This is a genomic window from Mesorhizobium sp. WSM3860 (genome assembly GCF_002294995.1).
Classification (GTDB): domain Bacteria; phylum Pseudomonadota; class Alphaproteobacteria; order Rhizobiales; family Rhizobiaceae; genus Mesorhizobium.
On sequence record NZ_NSGF01000011.1, the window covers coordinates 76,645 to 97,644 of the forward strand.

Below are 21,000 nucleotides of genomic sequence, written 5' to 3' on the forward strand. Positions count from 1 at the left end.
GTCAGCGCCCCTTGAACGAGGGTCTGCGCTTCTCCAGGAAGGCGGCAATGCCCTCCTGTTTGTCCGCCGTATCGAAAAGCAGCTGGAAGGCTTTGCGTTCCAGCCTGAGCGCGGTTTCCAGCGGAGCGTCCTCGCCGTTGACGACCGCCTCCTTGATTTGCTCGACGGCCAGCGGGGGAAGACGGCCGATCCTCTCAGCGATTTGCAGCGCTTGCGGCAGGGCCTGGCCCTCATCCGTCAGGGTGCTGACCAAGCCGGCACGCTCGGCATCCTCGGCCGAAAACATGTCGCCGGTGAGAAGGAGCATCAGCGTCTTGTATTTGCCGATTGCCCTTAGCAGTCGCTGGGTGCCGCCGGCGCCCGGCATCAAGCCGAGCTTGACTTCCGGCTGACCAAAAGTGGCGGTGCGCGCGGCGACGATGATGTCGGCGTGCATGGCAAGCTCGCACCCGCCGCCCAGCGCGAAGCCCTCGACGGCGGCAATGACCGGCTTCGGGCACCTGGCGATCGCGTCCCAGTAGCGGTGGGTGCGCTGCAGAAGCACGTCGGCCGAGCCCAGTTTTTCAAACGCTTTTATGTCGGCTCCTGCAGCGAAGTTGCCGCCGCGCCCAGCAATGACGATCGAACGGATGGCCGTGTCCTCGGAAAAGCCTGCCACGGCGGCGGCCAGCTTCTCCCGCACTTCGAGATTGAGCGCATTGCGCGCCTCGGGACGATTGATTTCGACCAGCCCCACATTCTGGACAGGGCGGCTCTCGACGACAACGAGGGATTCGCGCGTGGAACTCATTTCGTGCTGAGGAATCTGACAGAGAAATTTAGTTTCATACCCGAACTATGGTCAGCAGCTACGAAGCCCGCAAGGGTATTGTTCAACGCGGCCGGTGCGATCGGGGGAGGTCCGCAGGCCGGTGCCGGCTTGCCGGCGTCATGTTCGATGCGTTCTATCGATTAGCGCTGCTCCAGCAAGATGCGCGTCACATGCTCGGCGATTGCCAGGCTCGATGTCAGCCCGGGACTTTCGATGCCAAATAAATTGACCAGTCCCGCAATGCCGTGGACCACGGCATCCTGGATGACGAAGTCGCTGTTGGCCTCACCCGGGCCGGAAAGTTTCGGCCGGATGCCGCTATAGGCCGGCTGCAGGCTGTCGTCGGCCAGTTCCGGCCAGTATTTGCGGATTTCACTGTAAAAGCGGGTGCCGCGTGCCGGGTCGACGCGGTAGTCGAGCGCATCGGTCCACTCGACGTCAGGCCCAAAGCGCGCCGTGCCGCCAAGGTCGAGCGTCAGATGGACGCCGAGCCCGCCGGGCTCCGGCACGGGATAGATGAGGTGCGAGAAGGGCGCTCGCGTCGCCACTGAGAAATAGTTGCCTTTGGCGTAGCGAAGCTCGGGCAGGAACTGTCGGTCGAATCCTGCAATCGAGCCGGCAAGCGCGACAGCGCCGAGGCCCGCCGCATTGACGAGCCGCGATGTCGCGATCTCGAAGTCTTCGCCGCTCCCCGTGTTGGTCGTCTGGAGAACGATGCGGTCGGCTTCGATCCGGCCCGACACGACGCGGGTGTTGAGCGACAGCATCGCACCACCTCTCTCGGCGTCGCCGAGCAGCGCGAGCATCAGCGCGTGGCTGTCGATGATGCCAGTGGAGGGCGAAAGCAGGGCAGCGGTGCAATGCAGCGCCGGCTCCAGCGCGTGAGCCTCGGCGGCGGAGAGGAAGCGCAAGTCACGGACACCGCAGACCGCGGCATTGGCTCGAATGTTAGCAAGCACCGGCTCCTGCGCATCATCGGTCGCGACGATCAGCTTGCCGCAGCGCCGGTGCGGGATCGAGCGCTCGGCGCAGTAGCGATAGAGCATCTCGCGTCCGGCAACGGCGAACCGGGCCTTCAGCGATCCTTGCGGGTAATAGATGCCGGCATGGATGACTTCCGAATTGCGCGAGCTTGTTTCGGTGCCGATGGCATCCGCCGCTTCGATGATCAGCGCACCCAAACCTTGCGCCGCGAGGCTGCGCGCGATCGCGAGGCCGATGACGCCAGCCCCGGCGATCACGCAGTCAACCTGTTCCATGCCCAGTCCATTCGGTTGCGCGAGCGGCGCCTCACAGCCCTTTCTCAAGGATCATTTGCCTGTTGTCCATTGCTGTAAGGCCGATGATGTGCCGCGCCGCGGCTTCCGAGATCGACCATGCGCCGGGATTCCTATGGCGCTATCGATCCTGACAGGGCGGCTCTTGCGGCGTGAGCCCGCAATGATGCATCACCACGAGGTCAGATTTCGGACTTCTCGACAAGCGAGATGGTCCTACCTTTGCTTGCACTCGCAGACAGGAAGCCATCATGGACGCCAGCCCGAATTCCCCTGAAGCCCGCGATATCCGCTACCACATGCATGCCTACACCAACGCCCGCAAGCATCAGGAAACGGGTCCGCTCGTCATCGAAAAGGGCGACGGCGTCTATGTCGAGGACATTGCCGGCAACCGCTATATCGAGGCGATGGCGGGCCTGTGGAGCGTCGCCGTCGGCTTCTCGGAAAAGCGACTGGTCGAGGCGGCCACGCGGCAGATGTCGAAGCTGCCCTTCTATCACGATTTCGGTTCGAAGGCGCATTCGCCGCTGATCGATCTGGCGGAGAAGCTGGTGCAGATGGCGCCGGTGGCGATGAGCAAGGCCTATTTCACCAATTCGGGCTCGGAGGCCAACGACACGGCGATCAAGATGATCTGGTACCGGTCGAACGCGCTCGGCCAGCCGGCGCGCAAGAAGATCATCAGCCGCAAGCGCGGCTATCATGGCGTCACCATCGCATCCGCAAGCCTGACCGGGCTGCCGAACAATCATCTGTCTTTCGACCTGCCGATCGCCAATGTCGTGCACACCTCGACGCCGCACCATTGGCGCGACGCCGAGCCTGGCGAAAGCGAGGAGCAGTTTTCCAGCCGTCTGGCCGATGACCTGGAAAAGCTGATCCTCGCAGAGGGGCCGGAAACCATCGCCGCCTTGATCGGCGAGCCGATCATGGGCGCCGGCGGTGTCGTCGTTCCGCCCGCCGGCTATTGGGAAAAAATCCAGGCGGTGCTGTCGAAATACGACATCCTTTTAGTGGCCGACGAGGTGATCTGCGGCTTCGGCCGGACCGGGGAGATGTTCGGCTCGCAGACCTTTGGCATCAAGCCGGACATCATGGTGTTGTCCAAGCAGATTTCGTCGTCATACCTGCCGATCTCGGCGCTGCTGATCAACGATCGTGTGTTCGAGCCGATCGCCGACGAGAGCGATCGCATCGGCACTTTCGGCCACGGTTTCACCGGCGGCGGCCATCCTGTGGCCGCTGCCGTCGCGCTCGAAAACATCAAGCTGATCGAGGAGCGCGACCTTGTCGGCAATGCGCGCAAGGTCGGCGCGCATTTGCAGGCCAGGCTGCGCAAGCTCGGTTCCCATCCGCTGGTGGGCGAGGTGCGTGGCGTCGGCCTGATCGCCGCCGTCGAGCTGGTCGCCGACAAGGCGAGCAAGGCGCCATGGGGCAAGCCTGCCGCTCTCGGTGCGCTGGTCAATGGCTACATGCAGCAGAACGGCGTGATCTCGCGCAACATGGGCGATGCGATCGCTTTCTGTCCGCCGCTGATCATTACCGAGGCTCAGGTCGACGCTGTGGTCGACGCGTTCGAACGGTCGCTCGAGGCCGCGCTGCCGCAGGTTCGGCCACAGGACTGAACCATCGATTGCCATGGGAGCGCCTTGTCGGCTGAGTCAGGTCGGCATTTCCGAGCTGACCTGCTTGCAAGGCATCGGTTATTCGGGCTTGTCGTCCGGATGACCGAGCTCGCAGAACCAGCCGCCGAGATATTTCACCGACGGCCTCTTCGGGTCGGGAATTGGCGTCTTTGCCTCGACCGCAGCGCGGAACGGCTCGGCGCTGTCCTGCGGCATGAATCCCAGATGGTCGGCGCCGCTGTTGTCGACCATTTTCAGCTTGTTGTTGGATAGGCCGAACGAGATGGTGTGGCCGACGCGCGGCGCCGTCAGCGATGCCTCGACCAGGCGCACGCAGTCGGCAAAGGAAAGATACGACCACAGCATGCGCCGGTCGGCCGGCTCGGGGAAGGACGAGAAGATGCGCAAGCACACGCTCTCGATGCCGAACTTGTCCCAGTAGAGCCGGCTGAGGCTTTCGACGAAGTTTTTCGATACGCCATAGAGGCTGTCCGGGCGCACCGGCGCGTCGACCCCGATATGCGCCTCGATCTCGTGATAGCCGATGGCATGCACCGAGGAGGCATAGACGACGCGCTTCACGCCGTGTTTCCGGGCGCCTTCATAGATGTGGTAGGAGCCGCGTATGCTGGAATCGAGGATGGTCTGCCACTCGCATTCGAGCGGCGCGCCGCCGAAATGCACGATCGCATCGCAGTCCTTGGTGGCCGCGATCGTTGCCTCCATGTCGGCAAGATCGAAGACCGCTTCTTCTTCATGCGGCGCAAGATCGCCGAACGGCTCACGTCCCGCCAGGCGAATCTTGCTTGCCAGCGGCACCAGTCCCTTGCGCAATTGCGAGCCGAGCCGGCCGGCGGCGCCGGTGATCAATATACGTTCGTAGTGCGGCATCGTTTACTCCACTTGCGCGACAGCGGCATTGATCCGCGAGATCGCATCGGCCAGCACCTCTTCGCCCGTCGCCGTCGAGATGCGGAAATAGGGTGACAGTCCATAGGCGACACCCGGCACCGACGCCACGCGTCCTTCGTTGAGAAGATAGTTGGCCACGGCCGCGTCATCCTCCAGGACGACGCCCTTGGGCGTCTTGCGGCCGATCAGGCTGGCGCAGCCGATATAGGCGTAGAACGCGCCTTCCGGCGGCGACAGCGTCAGTCCGTTGATCTTCCTGATGCCGTCCACAACCAGGTTGCGGCGCGCCTCGAAGGCCTGCCGGAAGCGGGCGACCTCGTCTTGCGGGCCGTTGAGGGCGGCGACCGTCGCGGCTTGCGCGATGGAGCACACCGACGTGCAGGACTGGCTCTGGATCGTCGACATCGCCTTGATGAGTGGCGCGGGGCCGGCTGCGTAGCCGACGCGCCAGCCGGTCATCGCGTAAGATTTCGAGACGCCGTTGACGATCAGCGTGCGGTCCTTGAGCTCCGGGCATGCCTTGCCGAAGGAGACGAATTCGCGTCCGTCGAAGAGGATGTGCTCGTAGATCTCGTCGGAGAGGACAAGCACCTGCGGGTATTTTGCCAGCACCGCGCCCAGCGCCTTGAGATCGGACTCGGAATAGACCGCGCCAGAAGGGTTTCCGGGCATGTTGAGGAAAAGCCACTTTGTCCTTGCCGTGATTGCCTTTTCCAGCAGTGCCGGCGTCAACCGGAAGCCGGTTGTCTCCGGGCATTCCACGACGACGGGCTTGCCGCCGAGCAGCTTCACCATTTCCGGATAGGAGACGAAGTAGGGCGCCGGCAGGATCGCCTCGTCGCCTGGCTCCAGCGTCGCCATCAACGCGTTGAAGATGATCTGCTTGGCGCCGTTGGCGACCACGATGTCGTCGGCCGTGTAGTCCAGCCCGTTCTCGCGGCAGAACTTGCCAGCCACGGCTTCGCGCACTTCTGCGGTGCCCGCGGCGGCGGTGTAGAGCGTCTGTCCGGCCTTGGCCGCAAAATGCGCGGCGTCGATGATGTGAAGAGGGGTCGGGAAATCGGGTTCGCCCAACCCGAGGTCGATCACGTCCACACCCTTGGCGCGCAGCGCCTTGGCAGCCTGCGAAGCCGCCATGGAAGCCGAAGGCTTCACCGCCGAGAGGCGCGAGGCAACGTAACTCATTAGTCGTTCTCCGAAATGTATCCCTTGGATCGGTCGTTCGCCCGCGCGGCGGCGCGGCGCTTGGCCGGATCGCCATAGCCGCCGCCGCCCGGCAGTTCCAGGATCAGCCGACGCCCGGCGGGCACGTGCTGCCAGCCCTTGGGGCGCATCTTTGTGCCGTCGTCGAGCTTGACCACGCCGGCGACAGCCGGCTTGCCGCCATTGCGTCCGCGCGGGGGATGGTTGACGCGGTCGAACATGGCGGAGAAGTCGAACTCGTGGCCGTCGGTCGCGGCGATCTCGATGATCTGTCCGAGGCCGCCGCGGAATTCGCCATCGCCGCCGGAATTGGGCCGCAGCTCCTTGCGCCAGATCACGATCGGACCGGTATGCTCCGTCGCCTCAATCGGCATCGTATGGACACCGGACGGGAAGGCCGTCGCCGACAACCCGTCGAGCTCAGGCCGCGCCCCCATGCCGCCGGAGTTGAACATCAGCACTTCGGCGCGGCGGCCGGACGCGCCGGCGACGGGCCGCGCCGAAATGTGGATGTTCCACAGCGCGCCGGCGCCTTCGGCGAGGATTTTTCCGGGCAACGCCTTGGAGAACGCGCCAAGCACCAGGTCTGGCACCATGTGCCCGAAGATGTGCCTCAGTGCCACCGGCGCCGGCCGCACCGCATTCAGGATGTTGACCGGCGACGACACGGTGAAGAAGGCGAGCGATGCGGCATTGTTCGGAATGTCGGGCGCCACCATGCATTTAAGCGCATAGCAGGCATAGGCCTTGCTGTAGATGATCGGGCAGTTGATGCCCCAGCGGCTCATCGGGTCGGTGCCGGTGAAGTCGACCTCGACAAGGTCCTCGCGGACCGACACCGTGGCCGCAAGCTTGACCGGCTCGTCGTAGCCGTCGGTCACCAGCTCGTTCGACCAGCTTCCCTTGGGCAGCGCCTCGATGCGTTCCAGCATGGCGTCGCTGGTGCGTGAGAAGATGAAATCGCCTAACCCATCCAGCGAGGTCAGGCCGATCTCCTTCATCATGTCGACGAGGCGCCGGTGCCCGACCTCGTTGCAAGCGGCGAGCGAATAGAAATCGCCGACCACCTGGTTGGGCTCGCGGACATTGGCGCGCAGGATGCGGACGAGGTCGAGATTGACCTTCCCCCTCTCGGCGAACTTCATGATCGGGATCTGGATGCCTTCCTCGTAGACCGACTTGCCGTCGGCGCCGAAGCCGCGTCCGCCGACATCGACGACATGCGCCGTGCAGGCGAAGAAGGCGACGAGCTCGCCGTTCAGGAAGGACGGCGACACCATGGTGATGTCGTGCAGGTGGCCGGTGCCCTGCCAAGGATCGTTGGTGACGTAGGTGTCGCCCTCGAACATCTGATCGCGCGGGATTTCGTGCATGAAATGCAGCACCGCCTCGGCCATGGTGTTGACGTGGCCCGGCGTGCCGGTGACTGCCTGCGCCAGCATCTGGCCGCGCGGGTCGAACACGCCGGCCGAGAGGTCGCCGGATTCACGCACCGAGGTCGAGAAGGCGGTGCGCAACAAAGTGAGCGCCTGCTCCTCGACCACCGAGATCAACCGGTTCCACATGACCTGCATGCGGATTTCGCCAATATCGCTCATGCCTGGCTGCCTTTGCGGATCAGGAGGATTGCGCCGTCGCTCTGGATGACGGCGTCGAAGCTGGTGGTGACGACGGTGGATGTTTCGCGCTCGACGATGACCGCGGGGCCCGCGATCCGATCGCCGGGGCAGAGCGTGTCGCGCTCGACGATGCCGTAGCTGCGCGGCGCGCCGCTGACCGGATCGAACACCTCGCGAGTCGTTCTTGGTCCGCTCGTCTTCTTGCCAGTTGTGAGCTCGTGCCTGGCGACGGCTGGTCGAACATCCGTCGCCTTGACCGACCAGGTGACGATCTCGATTTCCAGCCCGTCGAGCCCCTCGATGGCGCGGCCGAAGAAGCGCTGGTAGTTGGTCTCGAACAGTTCCTTGAGCTTGGCAACGGCGTCGTCGCCGAACGGCTCGTCCGTAAGCGGCACGGGGATTTCCCAACCCTGGCCGGCATAGCGCATGAAGGCGGTGATCTCGCAGACGATCCTGCCGCTGGCGCCGCTGCGCACAAAACCCTCGGCGGAGGCCTTGAGTTCGGCGAGCAGGGCATTGACTTCGGCCGGCTCGAACCGCGACAGGCGCGTCAGCTTCGAGGCCAGCGCCTCGTAGCCGAACGGCGCCTTGAGGAAGCCGATCGCCGAGCCGACGCCGGCGCCGCGCGGAACGATGCACCGGTCGATGCCGAGCTTTTCGCACAGCCTTGCCGCGTGAAGCGGGGCGGCGCCGCCGAAGGCGATCATCAGATTGTCGGAAATGTTCTTGCCGTTCTCGACCGCGTGGACGCGGGCGGCATTCGCCATATTCTCGTCCACCACCTCACAGATGCCGAAGGCCGTCGACATTGCATTCAGCGACAGGCGATCGCCGACATCGCGCATGATCGCCTGCTCGGACGCAGACGTGTCGAGCTTGATCGCTCCGCCGGCGAAATTGTCGGGATCGAGCTTGCCGAGCACCAGGTCGGCGTCGGTGATCGCCGGGCGCTTGCCGCCGCGGCCGTAGCAGGCCGGCCCCGGCTCCGAGCCGGCACTCTCCGGCCCGGTCTGGATACGGCCCATAGCGTCGACCCAGGCGATGGAGCCGCCGCCGGCGCCGATCTCGATCATCTCGATTACGGGGATCGAGATCGGCATGCCCGAGCCCTTCGAGAAGCGGTAGGTGCGCGCCACTTCGAAGGTTCTCGCCGTGCGCGGCGCATAGTCCTCGATCAGGCAGATTTTGGCGGTGGTGCCGCCCATGTCGTAGGAGACGACCTTTTCCAGGCCGAAGCGCCTGGCAATGTCGGCCGCGAAGATGGCACCACCCGCCGGGCCGGACTCGACCAGCCGAACCGGAAATTCCGAGGCGGTTTCCACCGAGATCAGCCCGCCGCCGGAATGGATCATGAAGACGGGGCAGTCGGAGCCCATCTCCTTAAGGCGGGTCTGCAGGCGGGCGAGATAGTCGGCCATCTGCGGCCGCACATAGGCGTTGGCACAGACCGTGTTGAAGCGTTCGAACTCGCGCATCTGCGGCGAGACTTCGGCGCTGATCGAGATCGGAATGCCGAGTTTTCTGGCGAGGATCTCGCGCGCCCGGCGCTCGTGGTCGGGGTTGGCATAGGCGTGGATGAAGCCGATCGCCACCGAGCCGAAGCCGCCGGCCGCAATGCGGTCGGCGATCTCTTCCAGGCCGGCTTCGTCGAGCGGCTGCAGCTCTTGGCCTTCCGCGCCGATGCGGCCCTGGACGGTGAAGCGATCCTCGCGCGGGATCAGCGGCGTCGGAAGCTGCAGGTTCAGATCATACTGCTCGAAGCGGTTTTCCGTTCGCATCTCGATCACGTCGCGGAACCCTTCCGTCGTCACCAGCGCGGTCTTGGCGCCGCGGCGCTCGATGAGCGCATTGGTGGCAAGTGTCGTGCCGTGGATGATGACGCCGATTTCGGACGGCGCAATTCCGGCATCGCGAATGACGATGGCGATGCCGTCGAGGATCGCCTGCTCGGGAGCCGCATAGTTGGTCAGCACCTTGGTCGAAAACATCGTTCCCCGGACATCGAGGGCGATGTCGGTGAAGGTGCCGCCAATGTCCGCGCCGAGACGGATGTCGTCAGTTCTGGAAGTCATACCTTGGCCTTCTGGGAAGCGAGCGCAGCTTCGCGCATCTGGGAGAGGGTCTGCCGGGGCGTTAGGGCTTCGGGCGAGATGGCGATGTCGAGGACGGCGCCCGTTTCGGACTTGAGCGCCCGCTCGAAGGCCGCCGCGAAGTCCGCGGTGGATTCGACCCGCTCGGCGTGAAAGCCATAGGCTTTCGCCAGCGTCACGAAGTCTGGATTGTCGAGCGAAGTTCCGGAGACGCGAGCCGGATAGTTGCGCTCCTGATGCGCGCGGATGGTGCCGTAGATGCCATTGTTGATGATCAGCACGATCGGCTGCGCGCCGGCCTGCATGGCGGTTCCGAGTTCCTGGCAATTCATCTGGAAGTCGCCGTCACCGGCAAAGCAGACGACGGTGCGCCCCGGATATGCCACCTTCGCCGTGATCGCGGCCGGCAGGCCATAGCCCATAGCGCCGGATTGCGGGGCAAGCAGGCGCGCTTCCGGCCCAAACTTGAAGAACTTGTTCGGCCACACGGTAAAGTTGCCGGCGCCGTTGGTGAGGACGACGTCGGCCGGGAGATTCTCGCGCAGCCAGGTGCTGACCGCGACCATGTCGACCGGGCCGGGCTGCGCGGGCGCAACGAACGTGCCTTCATAGGCCTTGCGCGCCGCAGCGCGCCACTCGGCCCAGGCGCCTTTGACCGGCGTGAGCGCCCTGGCGAAGGCGTTCGGTCCGGCATGGATACCGATCGCCGGCACATAGATTTTGCCGAGCTCGCGGTCGGAAGCGTGGACATGGATCAGCTTCTGGCGCGGCACGGGAACTTCCAGCAGAGTGTAGCCGTCCGTCGTCATCTCGCCGAAACGGACGTTGACGGCGAGGATCACGTCCGCGTCGCGGATCAGGTTTTTCACATGCGACACCATGCCCACGCCGGCCTCGCCGACGAAGACCGGCGAATGGTTGTCGAACTGGTCCTGGTAACGGAAGGCTGCCACGACGGGCATGTCAGAGGCCTCGGCGAAAGCCTGAAGCGCCGCGCGTCCATCCGCCGTCCAGTTGGCGCCGCCCATCAGCAGCACCGGCTTCTCGGCAGCGGCAAGCAATTCGAGCGCGGACGCGATCGCATCCGGGGCCGGCGCGGCTTCGAAAATTGACGCCGGCCCGCTGAGCGGTGCGGCTTCGGTCATGGCCGTCAGCATGTCTTCCGGCAGCGCGACCACGACCGGGCCGGGCCGTCCGGTCAAGGCGGTGGTCCAGGCCCGCGCCACGATCTCGGGAAGGCGCTCGACGTCGTCGATCTCAACCGCCCATTTGGCGACGGTTCCGAATACCGCCCGATAGTCGATCTCCTGGAAGGCTTCGCGGCCCTTCATGTCGGTGCCGACCTGGCCGACGAAGAGGATCATCGGCGAACTGTCCTGCATGGCGGTATGCACGCCGATGCTGGCATTCGTCACGCCCGGCCCGCGAGTTACGAAGCAAATGCCCGGCGTGCCCGTCAGCTTGCCGTAGGCGGAAGCCATGAAAGCCGCGCCGCCCTCATTGCGGCAAAGCACGTAATCCAGCTTTCCACGCGTGTCGTGCAGCGCGTCGAGAACGGCGAGATAGCTTTCCCCTGGAACGCCGAAGCTCTTGGTCGCGCCCAAGGCGATCAGGCACTCGACAAGAAGGTGACCGCCATTGCGGACCATGCTTCGGCATCCTCTTACGCTGGTGGCAAGCGGACGGAGCCTGCCCTTCGAACCTATACCTGCACTCTGCCCGCCCGACGCGAAATCAAGAAATGCGGTCCAATCGAAAGTTTTTCTTTATTGTCACGCACGCACCAGAACGCCGGGATTCATCGTGCCCTGCGGGTCGAACGCGCCCTTCAGGCGCGCCATGAGCTGCCGCTCCACGGAACTGCGAGTCCGGTCGGCCATGGCGATCTTGGCGCGCCCAAGCCCGTGCTCGGCCGCGAAGCTGCCGCCCATCTCGGTAGCGAGCGCAGCCAGCGCCTCGGCGAATTGTCCCGCCTTGCCGTCGAAATCGGCGCGGCCTTCCGGCGGCGACAGATTGTAGTGGATGTTGCCGTCGCCGAGATGCCCGAACGGGTTGATCCGCACGCCGGGCAGGATGTCGTCGCAAATCCCGGCACCGGTCTCGATGAAGCGGGCGATGGCGCCCGGCGGCACCGAGATGTCGTGCTTCAACTGTTCGCCTTCCAGCCGCTGCCCCTCTGGCTGTTCCTCGCGCAGGCGCCAGAATTGCGTCCGCTGCGCGCCCGAATTGGCCAGCGCGCCATCCACGACCAGACCTTGCTCCATGCCCCATTCCAACGCTGAAGTCAGGAGGTCGTCGAGGGGAACGCGCGTTGAGCTCGATGCCATTTCGACGAGCAGATAGACGTCGCCTCGCGCCTCCAACTGATAAGCAAGGTCGGGCAGGTGCTTGAGCGCGAGCGTCAGGCCGACATCGGAAAAGAATTCAAGCCCGGCCAGGAACTCTCCGGCCTCGCCGCGCAGGAAGGTGCCGAACGAGACGGCGGCGGCAAAGTCGGACATGACCAGGAGCGCACTCGTCTGCTGCCGGGGCGTGGGATAGAGCCTGAGCACAGCACGCGTCACAATGCCCAGCGTGCCTTCCGCGCCGCAGAAAAGCTTGCGCAACTGATAGCCGGCATTGTCCTTCTGCACCTCGCGAAGGCCGTCCCATACTGCGCCGTCCGGCGTCACAACCTCGAGGCCAAGCACCAGATCCTGCATCATCCCGTAGCGAAAGGCCTGGCTGCCACCGGCATTGGTGCCGATCAGGCCGCCGATCCTGGCGCTGCCTTCGGCGCCGAGATGCATCGGAAACATCAGCCTATGCGGCTCCAACGCTTCGTGCAGGGAGGCGAGCACGACGCCGGCTTCGACCGCGATCGAACCGCTCTCCTGATCCGGTTCACCGATCGCCGTCATGCGCGAGAGCGAGACGATCACCGCGTTCGGCTGTTCCGCGACGGCGCCGCCGCACAGGCCCGTGTTCCCGCCTTGCGGCACAACGGCCAGCCCAGCTTCCCGGCACGCCCTGATGACCGCGGCAACTTCAGCGGTGTTCGCGGGTCTGGCAACGCCAAGGGGCGGGACGCCATAGCGGTTGAGCCAGTCGCGTTTGTAGGGCTCGGCATCGCTCTCCGAAAGCCAGCCTTTCGGTCCGAGAATCTCGCGCAAGGCAACTGCGGGTTCGGCCATAGAAATACCTGATGACGTGCTGCTTTCGGAACGTTGCATCTTCCCGAATGCCGTTCAATGGCCCAGAACCTGCGAGAGGAACTGTCGCGTGCGCTCGTTCCGGGACGCGGCGAAGAACTCCTCCGGCGGCGCCTCTTCGACGATCTCGCCGCCGTCCATGAAGATCACCCGATCGGCAGCCCGGCGCGCGAAGCCCATTTCATGCGTGACGCAGATCATCGTCATGCCTTCGGAGGCAAGCGTCACCATGACGTCCAGCACTTCCGCGATCATCTCCGGGTCGAGCGCCGAGGTCGGCTCGTCGAACAGCATGAGCTGCGGCTGCATGCAAAGCGCACGCGCAATCGCTACACGCTGCTGCTGCCCGCCGGAGAGCTGTCCGGGAAACTTCATCGCCTGTTCGGGAATGCGGACCTTCTCCAGATAGCGCCGGGCGGTCGCCTCGGCCTCGGCGCGCGGTCGCTTGCGCACGATCATCGGCGCTATCGTGCAGTTCTCCAGCACGGTCATATGCGGGAACAGGTTGAAGTGCTGGAACACCACGCCGACTTCGCGCCTGATCCCGTCGATGTTGCCGACATCGTCGTTGAGCTCGGTGCCGAGCACGGTGATGCGGCCGCCATTGTGCTGCTCGAGCCGATTGATGCAGCGGATCATGGTCGACTTGCCGGAGCCGGAGGGGCCGCAGACGACGATCCTCTCACCCCGTTCCACGGACAGGTTGACCTTTCGCAGCGCGTGGGATGTCCCGTAGTACTTGTCGAGGTTTTCGATGCGCACGGCAGGTCCGCCGGACTTGACCGAATTGTCCGAAATCACGCTTGCCTCCCTACCGCTCGCCGACCGACATGCGGCGCTCGAGAAAGGCGCCGTAGCGGGACAGGCTGAAGACGAAGACGAAATAGATGAAGGCGATGAAGGCGTAGACCTCGACATAGGCGAAGCGCCACTCGCCGGTTCCATAAGCGGCATTGCCGGAAGCCAGGATCTCGAAGAAGCCGACGATGACCACCAGCGAGGTCTCCTTGAACGAGATGACGAACTGGTTGATCGTGGCCGGCAGCGCGTTGCGCATGGCCTGCGGCAGGAGGATGCGGCTGATGCGCTGCCAATAGCTCATGCCGAGCGCCATGGCGGCCTCTTCCTGGCCATTCGGAACGCCCTGCATGCCGCCTCTGACGATCTCGGCCTGGTAGGCGGAGAAGAACAAGGCCGAGCCCAGGATCACCCGGTAGAGCTTGTCGCCCGCCAGCCATTGCGGCAGGGCAAAAGGCAGGACAATGGCAAATGTGAACAGGATCGAGATCAGCGGCAGCGAACGGACCCCATCGATGATCAGACCGGTGGTTCTGGAGATCCAGGGCAGTTCGGAGCGGCGCAGCAGAGCCAGGCAGATCGCCAGCGGGAAGCCGATCAGGCAGGTGGTGACGAAGATGAAAAGGGTGAGTGCCAGCCCGCCCCAGGCCTCCTCGCCGACATAGGCAAGGCCAAGCACGCCGCCCTTCATCAGCACATAGTAGAGCGCCGTTCCGGCGCCCCAGACGATCGCGATGCGGCGGCCGGTCCAAAAGGCCGGAATGCAGCTCAGCACCGTCATGACCACGACGGCCACACAGGCCAAGGCCGAGCGCCATTGCTCCTCGAACGGATAGAGGCCGAAGAGGATGATGCGCCACCTGGCGGCAATGACCGACCAGCAGGCTCCGGCCGTCGCCTGGCAGGCTTCGGGCCCGCCGGCGGTGGTAAAGACGGCTGAAAAGACCGCCCAGTTCAGCAGCTTCCAGACGAGAAAAACCATGATCGCGAACGAGATGAGCGACAGCAGCGCCTGAAGCGGCGTGGCGAAGAAACGGCGCCTCAGGTCTTCGAGCTTGCCAGGGGCAGGGGGAGCGAGAACGACCATCTCCATCACTCACCCCCTCAGCTGATTGCCCTTGAGGGCAATGGTTTTGTTGATGCGGTTGAACACGGCGGCCAGGCTGAGATTGATCGCCAGGAAGCCTGCCATCAGGATACCGATCGCCTCCAGCGTCTGACCGGAGTGATTGATCGTCAGCGCCACGATCATGAAGAAGTCGGTGAAGCCCACCGCAATGCCCATGGTCGTCGCCTTCATCAGCCAGACATACTGGTTCGCGAGGATCGGCAGCATGGCGCGCAGCGCCAGCGGCAGCTTGACCAGCGTGAACACGCGCCAGGGGCTCAGCCCCAGCGAAAGTGCGGCCTCCATCTGGCCCTTGCCGACGGCCTTGAAGCCGCCGCGCACGATCTCGGCGATATAGGAGCCGCCATAGATGGCGATGGCGATGGCTAAAGCGGAAAACTCGGGAGGAATGCGCAGGCCGCCCTTGAGGTTGAGGCCTTGCAGGGCAGGGAAGTCGAGCAGCGGCAGGTCCGGCAGGCGACCCAGCGCAAGGAGAATGGCCGCGCTGGCCAGTGCCGTCGCGGCCGTGGTCAGTTGAATGCCGCGCCGCTCGCCGGGCGGTTGGCTGAGGCGCGAGGTCCGGCCCAGCCAAACCGGCAGCGCGATCGCCGCGATTACAGCAAGGATAGCTGCCGCAAACGCGACGCCGCCGACATTGGGGACCGGCACATAGAGGCCGCGGCTGGTCAGCAGCATGCCAAAGGCCTCATGCGCGGCGCGCGGCGTCGGCAGATGCGTGATGACGGCGTACCAGAAGAAGACCTGGAGGATCAGCGGGATGTTGCGGAAGATGTCGACATAGGTGCGGCCAAGCAGCCGCGCCAACTCGTTCGAGGAAGTCCGCGCCAGGCCGACGATGGTGCCGACGATCGTTGCCAGGAACAGCCCGGTGCATCCCAAGAATAGCGTGTTGATGACGCCGATAAGGAAAAACCACCAGTACGGGTCGTTGGCCGTGGCGGGCAGCAGCGAGAAGTTGACATCCCAGCCCGTCGACTTGAACAGGAAGTCGAAGCCGGAGGTGATGCCTTGCTGCGCCAGGTTCTGCCGGGCGATCATCACGCAGGCAAGGATCATCGCAGCAAGCGAGCCGACATAAAGAACCTGTAAGAGCGTGTTGCGGGCCCTCTGATTTCTTAGCAGGCTGACCATCGTGGTCTTCCCCGAATTGTCGCCGGCTCCGCCTGGTGGTGCCAGGCGGAACTCGGAGCGAGCTGCGTTGAGAGGTGGAGTCAGTCGATCACCAGCGGGAACAGGACGCCGCCATTGTTCCACAGGTTGGTGAGTTCGCGATCCATCTTGTAGGGCGAATCCTTGCCGAGATCGCGCTCGAAGATCTCGCCGTAGTTGCCGACCTTCTTGATCACATTATAGGCCCAGTCGTCGGCGAGACCGAGACCTTTGCCCATGCCGGGCGTGACACCGAGGAACTTGGCCACTTGCGGCGAAGTCGGCTTGGCCTTGATCTCGTCGACATTCTTCGAGGTGATGCCTTCCTGCTCGGCGAAGATCAGGGTGCTGAGGGTCCAGTTGGCGATGTCGACCCAGTTGTCGTCGCCCTGGCGCATGATCATGACTTCAGGCTCGACGGCGAGCACGTCGGGCAGGATGACATGGTCCTCGACCTTGCTCTTGGCGATGCGGGCGATGGCGAGCGTCGGTCCCCACTGCGCATAGAGATCGCAGCGGCCGGAGAAATAAGCCTGCTCGAGCTCTTCCGTCTTTTCGATCAGCACGGGTTCGAGCTTGATGCCAAGCTTCTGGGCGTAAGCAGCGACCTGCTGCTCCTGCGAGGTGCCGGCGGGGATGCAGATCGTGCCGCCGTTGGCATCCTTGAGCGACTTCAGGTTGAGCTCTTTGTGCGCCATCACCTTGGTCGTGCCGAGATAGTAGGAGTTGGAAAATTGCAGCCCAAGCTCGGTGTCGCGGCTGAGCGTGCCGCCGGATGCCTTGATGATGATGTCGACGTCGCCCGACTGCAGCGACGGCCAGCGCTGCGCCCAGCTGATCGGGACGATCTTCAGCTTTGCCGGGTCGCCGAACACCGCGGTCGCCACCGCCTTGCAGAGGTCGATGTCCATGCCCTTCCAGTTGCCCTTGTCGTCCACCTCGGCGAAGCCGAGATAAGAGCCGTCATGGCCCGTGCAATTGAGCACGCCGCGCGCCTTCACCGTTTCCAGCGTCTTGCCGCCCGCCGCCTCGGCCGGCGCCGCAAAATGAACCAGGCCAAGGGCCATGGCTGCGGCCCCCCATTTCATCATTTTCATGTTTGTTGTCTCCACTGTTGAGGTTCACTTGTTCTTGTTGTTGGAGGCCCGAAACACGCGCTTCGGCCCTCGGTCCCGAAGCCGCTCCTAGTCGGAGAGCGGTATCGGTTTCGGCAGAGAAAGCTTGAGGTCGCTTCCCCAATCCTGCTGGACGAGCCAGCGATGCAGGGCGGCCACCGCCTTCACGCGCAGATGCCCGCGCGGCATGACGAGGTAGAAGCCGGGGACTTCTTCCGGCTTCATGTCCGAGAGGGCGTCACGGCCAAGTGGCGCGACCAGCGCGCCCGACCTGAAGTCCTCCTCGGCATCGATGACGGAAACCAGGCCGACGCCGATACCCTGGAGCGTCGCACGGCGCATGGTGGCGGCATCATCGAAGCCTATGCTGCGGTCGCCCTCAGTCAGTTCCACTCCGAGGTGGCGCAATATGTCCGGCCACAGGCGCTTCGACTTGACGGTGTCGAGCAGCGTGAACCGCGTCAAATCCTGCGCCGACTTGATCTTCTCGCCGATCGCCGGCGTGCAGCAGATGATCTTGGGGTCCGGCACCAGCAGCGTTGTCTCGTAGTCCGGCCAGTTGCCGTAGCCCCACTGCACCGTCATATCGATGTCGTCACGCCCGAAATCGGGCAGGTCGACCATCGTCGTCAGGCGCAGATCAGCGCCCGGCAGGATCTCGCGGAAGAGTGAAAGCCTGGGCAGCAGATAGTGCGTTGCGAAGTAGGGACTGGCATTGAGATTGATGCGGTCCCGGTAGTTCGATTTGGTGACGCGGCGAACGCCTTCGGAAAATTCGTCGAAGCCGGCTTTGACATAGTGCGAGAGCAGGATCGCCGACTCAGTCAGTTCGATCGAGCGCCCCTTGCGCTCGAACAGCGTCACCTGAAGCGTGTCTTCCAAGAGCTTGATCTGCTGACCGACGGCTTGCGGCGTCACCAGGAGCTCGTCGGCGGCCTGCCGGAAGCTCTTGTGCTGTGCGACGGCGTGGAAGACGCGAAGCGCATTGAGCGAGGGAAGGCGAAGCTTGCCGGTCATCGTGAAGTCCGCCTCCTTTCGTTCGAGACTCCGTTCATCATGCACTGCTGGATTTCAGACGCCGCCAGCGTCTGAAAATCGATTCAGGCGTAGATGTAACCGCCTGAGACAATTACGTTTTCACCGGTCATATAGGTGTTCTTCGGGCCGCCGGTCATGAGCACCCATTCGGCGATCTCCGTCGGCTCGGCGCCGCGGCCGAGCGGGCTTGCCTTGGCCAGTTCCTCGAGGAAGCCGAGCGCCTTGGCCTTCTCGGTGGCCATGCCGGCGGGCGCGACGGAATTCACCAAAATCCCGTCCTTGGCGACGTGATGGGCAAAGGAGCGCGTGAGGCTGACGACGGCCGCCTTGGTCGCCGCATAATGGGCGTTCTGCGGATGCGCCTTGAAGGCGTCGACGGAAGTGAGGTTTACGATCCTCCCGCGCACATGGGCTTTCGGCTCTTGCGACTGCATGTGGTGAACGGCAGCCACCATCATGTGGTAGGTGCCCTTGATGTTGACGCCGTTGGAGGCGTCCCACTCGGCGTCGGTGATCTCGAGGAGCGGACGCCGAGGATAGATCGCGGCGCAATTGATCAGTGTGTCGACGCGCCCGAGCTTCGCGACAACGGCGTCGAAGGCGGCGTGACACTGCGGTCCGACCTGGATGTCGCAAGCTGCCGCAGCCGTCGGCAGGCCCTTGGCCTTCGCCGCTTCGAGAGCGCTCTCAGCGGCTCCCTGGTTGATGTCGATGATGCCGATCTTTGCCGCCCCGGCCTCCACAGCCATGCGGGCGAGGAGGGCGCCAAGGCCGGCGCCGCCACCGACGATCAGAACGGAAAGGTCCTTCATTCCAGTTTTCCTCACTTGGTGCCGCTGGGCGAGGTCGGCCAAGTCGGCATGATGTCGAAACGGGTAACGTCGGCCCATGCGGGGAGCGCCAGCACAGCGACGACCATCCTGGCCACGTCATCCGGCTGCACCACTTTTCCGGCGTACATCGCCGCCCGGGCTTCGGTGTCGAGGATGTCTTTGTAGAGCTGCGTCTCGACCCGGCCGGCGACGATCTCGGTGACGCGTATGCCGGACGGCGAGAGGTCGGCGCGCAAGGCAGCGGCAAAGCCGGAGATCGCCGCCTTGGTGGCCGAATAGACGGCAATATTGGAATAGGCCGCGTGGCCTGCGGTGGATCCGGTGAACAAGATGTGGCCGGACTGGCGCTCGCGCATCTGCGGCACGACGAGGCGGGTGAGCAGGATCGCCGCGCTGAGGTTCACCTCCAACGTGGTGTCGATGTCTGCGATCGTCATGTCGGCGAAATTGCCGAGCGGCGGCATGATGCCGGCGTTGTTGATCAGCACATCGATGGTGAGATCGGCCAGGACCGATTCCAAAGCCTCGCGGTCGGCAACGTCAACGGCGATCGGCAGGATGCCCGGACGCTCGGCCTGCAGTTCCTTGAGCGCGGCCTGGCTGCGGCCGACCGCATAGACGTCGTAACCGGCGTCGCTCAACGCGATGGCGATGGCTCGCCCAATGCCGCTCGTCGCACCTGTGATGAAGGCTGTCGTCACCTGGGCTTCCCCGATTGCCTGATCATCAGTCTGCGGCCTCGACCGGTGCCGCGAAACCAAGAAAAGCAGCAAAAAGGAAAGATAAACTTTCGAAAGCCTTTCCGGCAGGCGAAACGTTCCACCCTGCCTGTACGGCCTCCAGCGCTGCGAACCAAGGGAAAACAATACTTTCGACGCGCGGGAGAGGGTTCCCGGTCGTCGGTGGATCAAAAACACGGCTTTCGCAACGCGTCGCAAGCCGCGTTCGGCCCCCACGCGAAGGATTGAAATCGTCGCGGCCTATCCGGCCGTCGGCACAGGTCTTTTCATCTTGGTGAAGAGCGAGGCTGCGGCGGCCTTTTGCTCCGCGTCGGTCGCCTCGACTCCGGAAGCCCGCGCCAGGGCGCGAACGCGCCCGAGGCTGTTGTGCAGATGCTTGCGCATGGCCTGGCGGGCCTTGCCGCCGTCCTGTCTTTCGATGGCGTTGACGATGGCTTTGTGCTCGCTGTGGATGCGCGCGTAGTAGCTGTCCTTGAGGGTCGGCTCGACCACGTAGCCGAGTTGGAAGCGCGGCACGATCATCGGCCCGAGATAGGCCAGGAAGCCGTGGATGAATTCGTTGCGCGCGGCCTTGGCGATCGCGAGGTGGAAGTCGTAGTCGTAGTGGATCTGGACGGCCGCCGGGTCGGCCTGCCGCGCGTCGATCTCATCCATCATGGCACGGATGTCGCTCGCTTCGTTGTCGGTGCGGCGTTCGGCGCAGAGCCCGGCGGATTCGACTTCGACGCTCAACCTGAGTTCGAGCAAGGCGATGGTTTCCGGCAAGGTCCTAAGCGCCTCGTCCGGGATCGAGAAATTGCGCGGCACGGGCGTTTCGCTGACGAACATGCCGCGTCCCTGGTGCGGCACCACCATGCCTTCGGAGCGCAGCCGCGCCACGGCTTCGCGCACGACGGTGCGGCTGACATCGTATTCCGCGCAAAGCTCCGCCTCGGTCGGCAGTTGCGCGCCGGGCTGCAACTCACCGGAGCGGATCTTTTCGGCCAGGCTCTCCGCCACGACGGTGGAAAGCGGCTTGCGCTTCGTCATTCAGGTCTTCCGTCCAAGTCCAGATTAGGGCCGTTCAGGTTCAGATTCGGGATGATGCCCGAACCGGCAAGACCATTCAAACCGCCGCGGTGACGATCAGTTCGACCAGCATGCCGGGCTTGGCCATCCGGCCCTCGCCGGAAGAGCGTGCCGGCGCATGCTCTTTCGGCATCCAGGCGTCCCAGACCGCGTTGACCTCGTCGAAATCCCGCACGTCGTCCAGCCACATCTGGACATGGAGGATGCGGGTCTTGTCAGTGCCGGCCCTGGCGAGCAGCGCATCGATCTTGGCGAGCACCTCGCGCATCTGGTCGGTGGCCGGCTGGCCCGGCTTGGCAACCTGGCCGGTCAGGTAGAGCGTTCCGTTGTGGATGACGCCGTGATGGATGCGGGTGTCGAAGTCGAAACGCTGGATATCGCCCACTGGATTCTTCCTCG

General features: G+C 64.2%; 18 protein-coding genes. 1 reads left to right on the top strand and 17 read right to left on the bottom strand.

Translation table 11 applies throughout. The features are described 5' to 3' along the window. Position 1: 1 nt before the first annotated feature. Together CK220_RS18515 and CK220_RS18520 are read right to left on the bottom strand one after the other, a co-directional pair. On the bottom strand, positions 2–790 hold the full coding sequence (locus CK220_RS18515) for an enoyl-CoA hydratase-related protein (protein WP_095812906.1): 789 nt from the start codon (positions 788–790) through the stop codon (positions 2–4). A gap of 161 nt (positions 791–951) precedes the next feature. Further along, on the bottom strand, positions 952–2,070 hold the full coding sequence (locus CK220_RS18520) for an NAD(P)/FAD-dependent oxidoreductase (RefSeq protein ID WP_095812907.1): 1,119 nt from the start codon (positions 2,068–2,070) through the stop codon (positions 952–954). Between the two features lie 269 nt (positions 2,071–2,339). Between CK220_RS18520 and CK220_RS18525 the strand changes: the two genes are divergently transcribed. Continuing rightward, positions 2,340–3,716, top strand: a complete 1,377-nt coding sequence (locus tag CK220_RS18525) for an aspartate aminotransferase family protein (protein WP_095812908.1) — start codon at positions 2,340–2,342, stop codon at positions 3,714–3,716. A 78-nt stretch (positions 3,717–3,794) separates the two neighbouring features. On the opposite strand, the gene CK220_RS18530 is transcribed toward CK220_RS18525, so the two are convergent. The 15 genes from CK220_RS18530 to CK220_RS18600 all read right to left on the bottom strand — a co-directional run bounded on the left by CK220_RS18530 (position 3,795) and on the right by CK220_RS18600 (position 20,986). Next, the gene (locus CK220_RS18530; RefSeq protein ID WP_095812909.1) at positions 3,795–4,607 is read right to left on the bottom strand and encodes an NAD(P)-dependent oxidoreductase; all 813 of its coding nucleotides are present in this window, start codon (positions 4,605–4,607) and stop codon (positions 3,795–3,797) included. A gap of 3 nt (positions 4,608–4,610) precedes the next feature. Next, entirely contained in the window at positions 4,611–5,813 is a 1,203-nt protein-coding gene (locus tag CK220_RS18535) for a pyridoxal phosphate-dependent aminotransferase (protein WP_095812910.1), read from the bottom strand. Then, positions 5,813–7,429, bottom strand: coding sequence for a hydantoinase B/oxoprolinase family protein (locus CK220_RS18540; protein WP_095812911.1), 1,617 nt, complete (start codon positions 7,427–7,429; stop codon positions 5,813–5,815). The genes CK220_RS18535 and CK220_RS18540 overlap by 1 nt, the downstream gene beginning before the upstream one ends. After that, the gene (locus CK220_RS18545; RefSeq protein ID WP_095812912.1) at positions 7,426–9,522 is read right to left on the bottom strand and encodes a hydantoinase/oxoprolinase family protein; all 2,097 of its coding nucleotides are present in this window, start codon (positions 9,520–9,522) and stop codon (positions 7,426–7,428) included. The genes CK220_RS18540 and CK220_RS18545 overlap by 4 nt, the downstream gene beginning before the upstream one ends. Further along, positions 9,519–11,189, bottom strand: coding sequence for a thiamine pyrophosphate-dependent enzyme (locus tag CK220_RS18550; RefSeq protein ID WP_095812913.1), 1,671 nt, complete (start codon positions 11,187–11,189; stop codon positions 9,519–9,521). Before CK220_RS18550 ends, CK220_RS18545 begins: the two co-directional genes overlap by 4 nt. Positions 11,190–11,312: 123 nt before the next feature. Next, complete coding sequence (locus CK220_RS18555; RefSeq protein ID WP_095812914.1) at positions 11,313–12,713, bottom strand: FAD-binding oxidoreductase; 1,401 nt, start codon at positions 12,711–12,713, stop codon at positions 11,313–11,315. Positions 12,714–12,767: 54 nt separating this feature from the next. Further along, positions 12,768–13,532, bottom strand: a complete 765-nt coding sequence (locus CK220_RS18560; RefSeq protein ID WP_095812915.1) for an amino acid ABC transporter ATP-binding protein — start codon at positions 13,530–13,532, stop codon at positions 12,768–12,770. 10 nt (positions 13,533–13,542) lie between these two features. Then, entirely contained in the window at positions 13,543–14,622 is a 1,080-nt protein-coding gene (locus CK220_RS18565) for an amino acid ABC transporter permease (RefSeq protein ID WP_095812916.1), read from the bottom strand. Between the two features lie 3 nt (positions 14,623–14,625). Further along, a complete protein-coding gene (locus CK220_RS18570; RefSeq protein ID WP_095812917.1) occupies positions 14,626–15,789 on the bottom strand; it encodes an ABC transporter permease subunit in 1,164 nt (387 codons plus the stop codon). An 80-nt stretch (positions 15,790–15,869) separates the two neighbouring features. Further along, positions 15,870–16,904, bottom strand: coding sequence for an amino acid ABC transporter substrate-binding protein (locus CK220_RS18575; RefSeq protein ID WP_095813013.1), 1,035 nt, complete (start codon positions 16,902–16,904; stop codon positions 15,870–15,872). Positions 16,905–16,991: 87 nt separating this feature from the next. Next, on the bottom strand, positions 16,992–17,939 hold the full coding sequence (locus tag CK220_RS18580) for a LysR substrate-binding domain-containing protein (RefSeq protein WP_095813014.1): 948 nt from the start codon (positions 17,937–17,939) through the stop codon (positions 16,992–16,994). Positions 17,940–18,022: 83 nt separating this feature from the next. Next, a complete protein-coding gene (locus tag CK220_RS18585) occupies positions 18,023–18,772 on the bottom strand; it encodes an SDR family oxidoreductase (RefSeq protein WP_095812918.1) in 750 nt (249 codons plus the stop codon). A gap of 11 nt (positions 18,773–18,783) precedes the next feature. Then, entirely contained in the window at positions 18,784–19,494 is a 711-nt protein-coding gene (locus CK220_RS18590; RefSeq protein ID WP_095813015.1) for an SDR family oxidoreductase, read from the bottom strand. 279 nt (positions 19,495–19,773) lie between these two features. After that, positions 19,774–20,562 carry a FadR/GntR family transcriptional regulator gene (locus CK220_RS18595; protein ID WP_176479128.1) on the bottom strand — a complete coding sequence of 263 codons (789 nt, stop codon included), beginning with the start codon at positions 20,560–20,562 and terminating at the stop codon, positions 19,774–19,776. A 76-nt stretch (positions 20,563–20,638) separates the two neighbouring features. Further along, positions 20,639–20,986 carry a RidA family protein gene (locus tag CK220_RS18600; protein WP_095812919.1) on the bottom strand — a complete coding sequence of 116 codons (348 nt, stop codon included), beginning with the start codon at positions 20,984–20,986 and terminating at the stop codon, positions 20,639–20,641. Positions 20,987–21,000 lie beyond the last annotated feature (14 nt).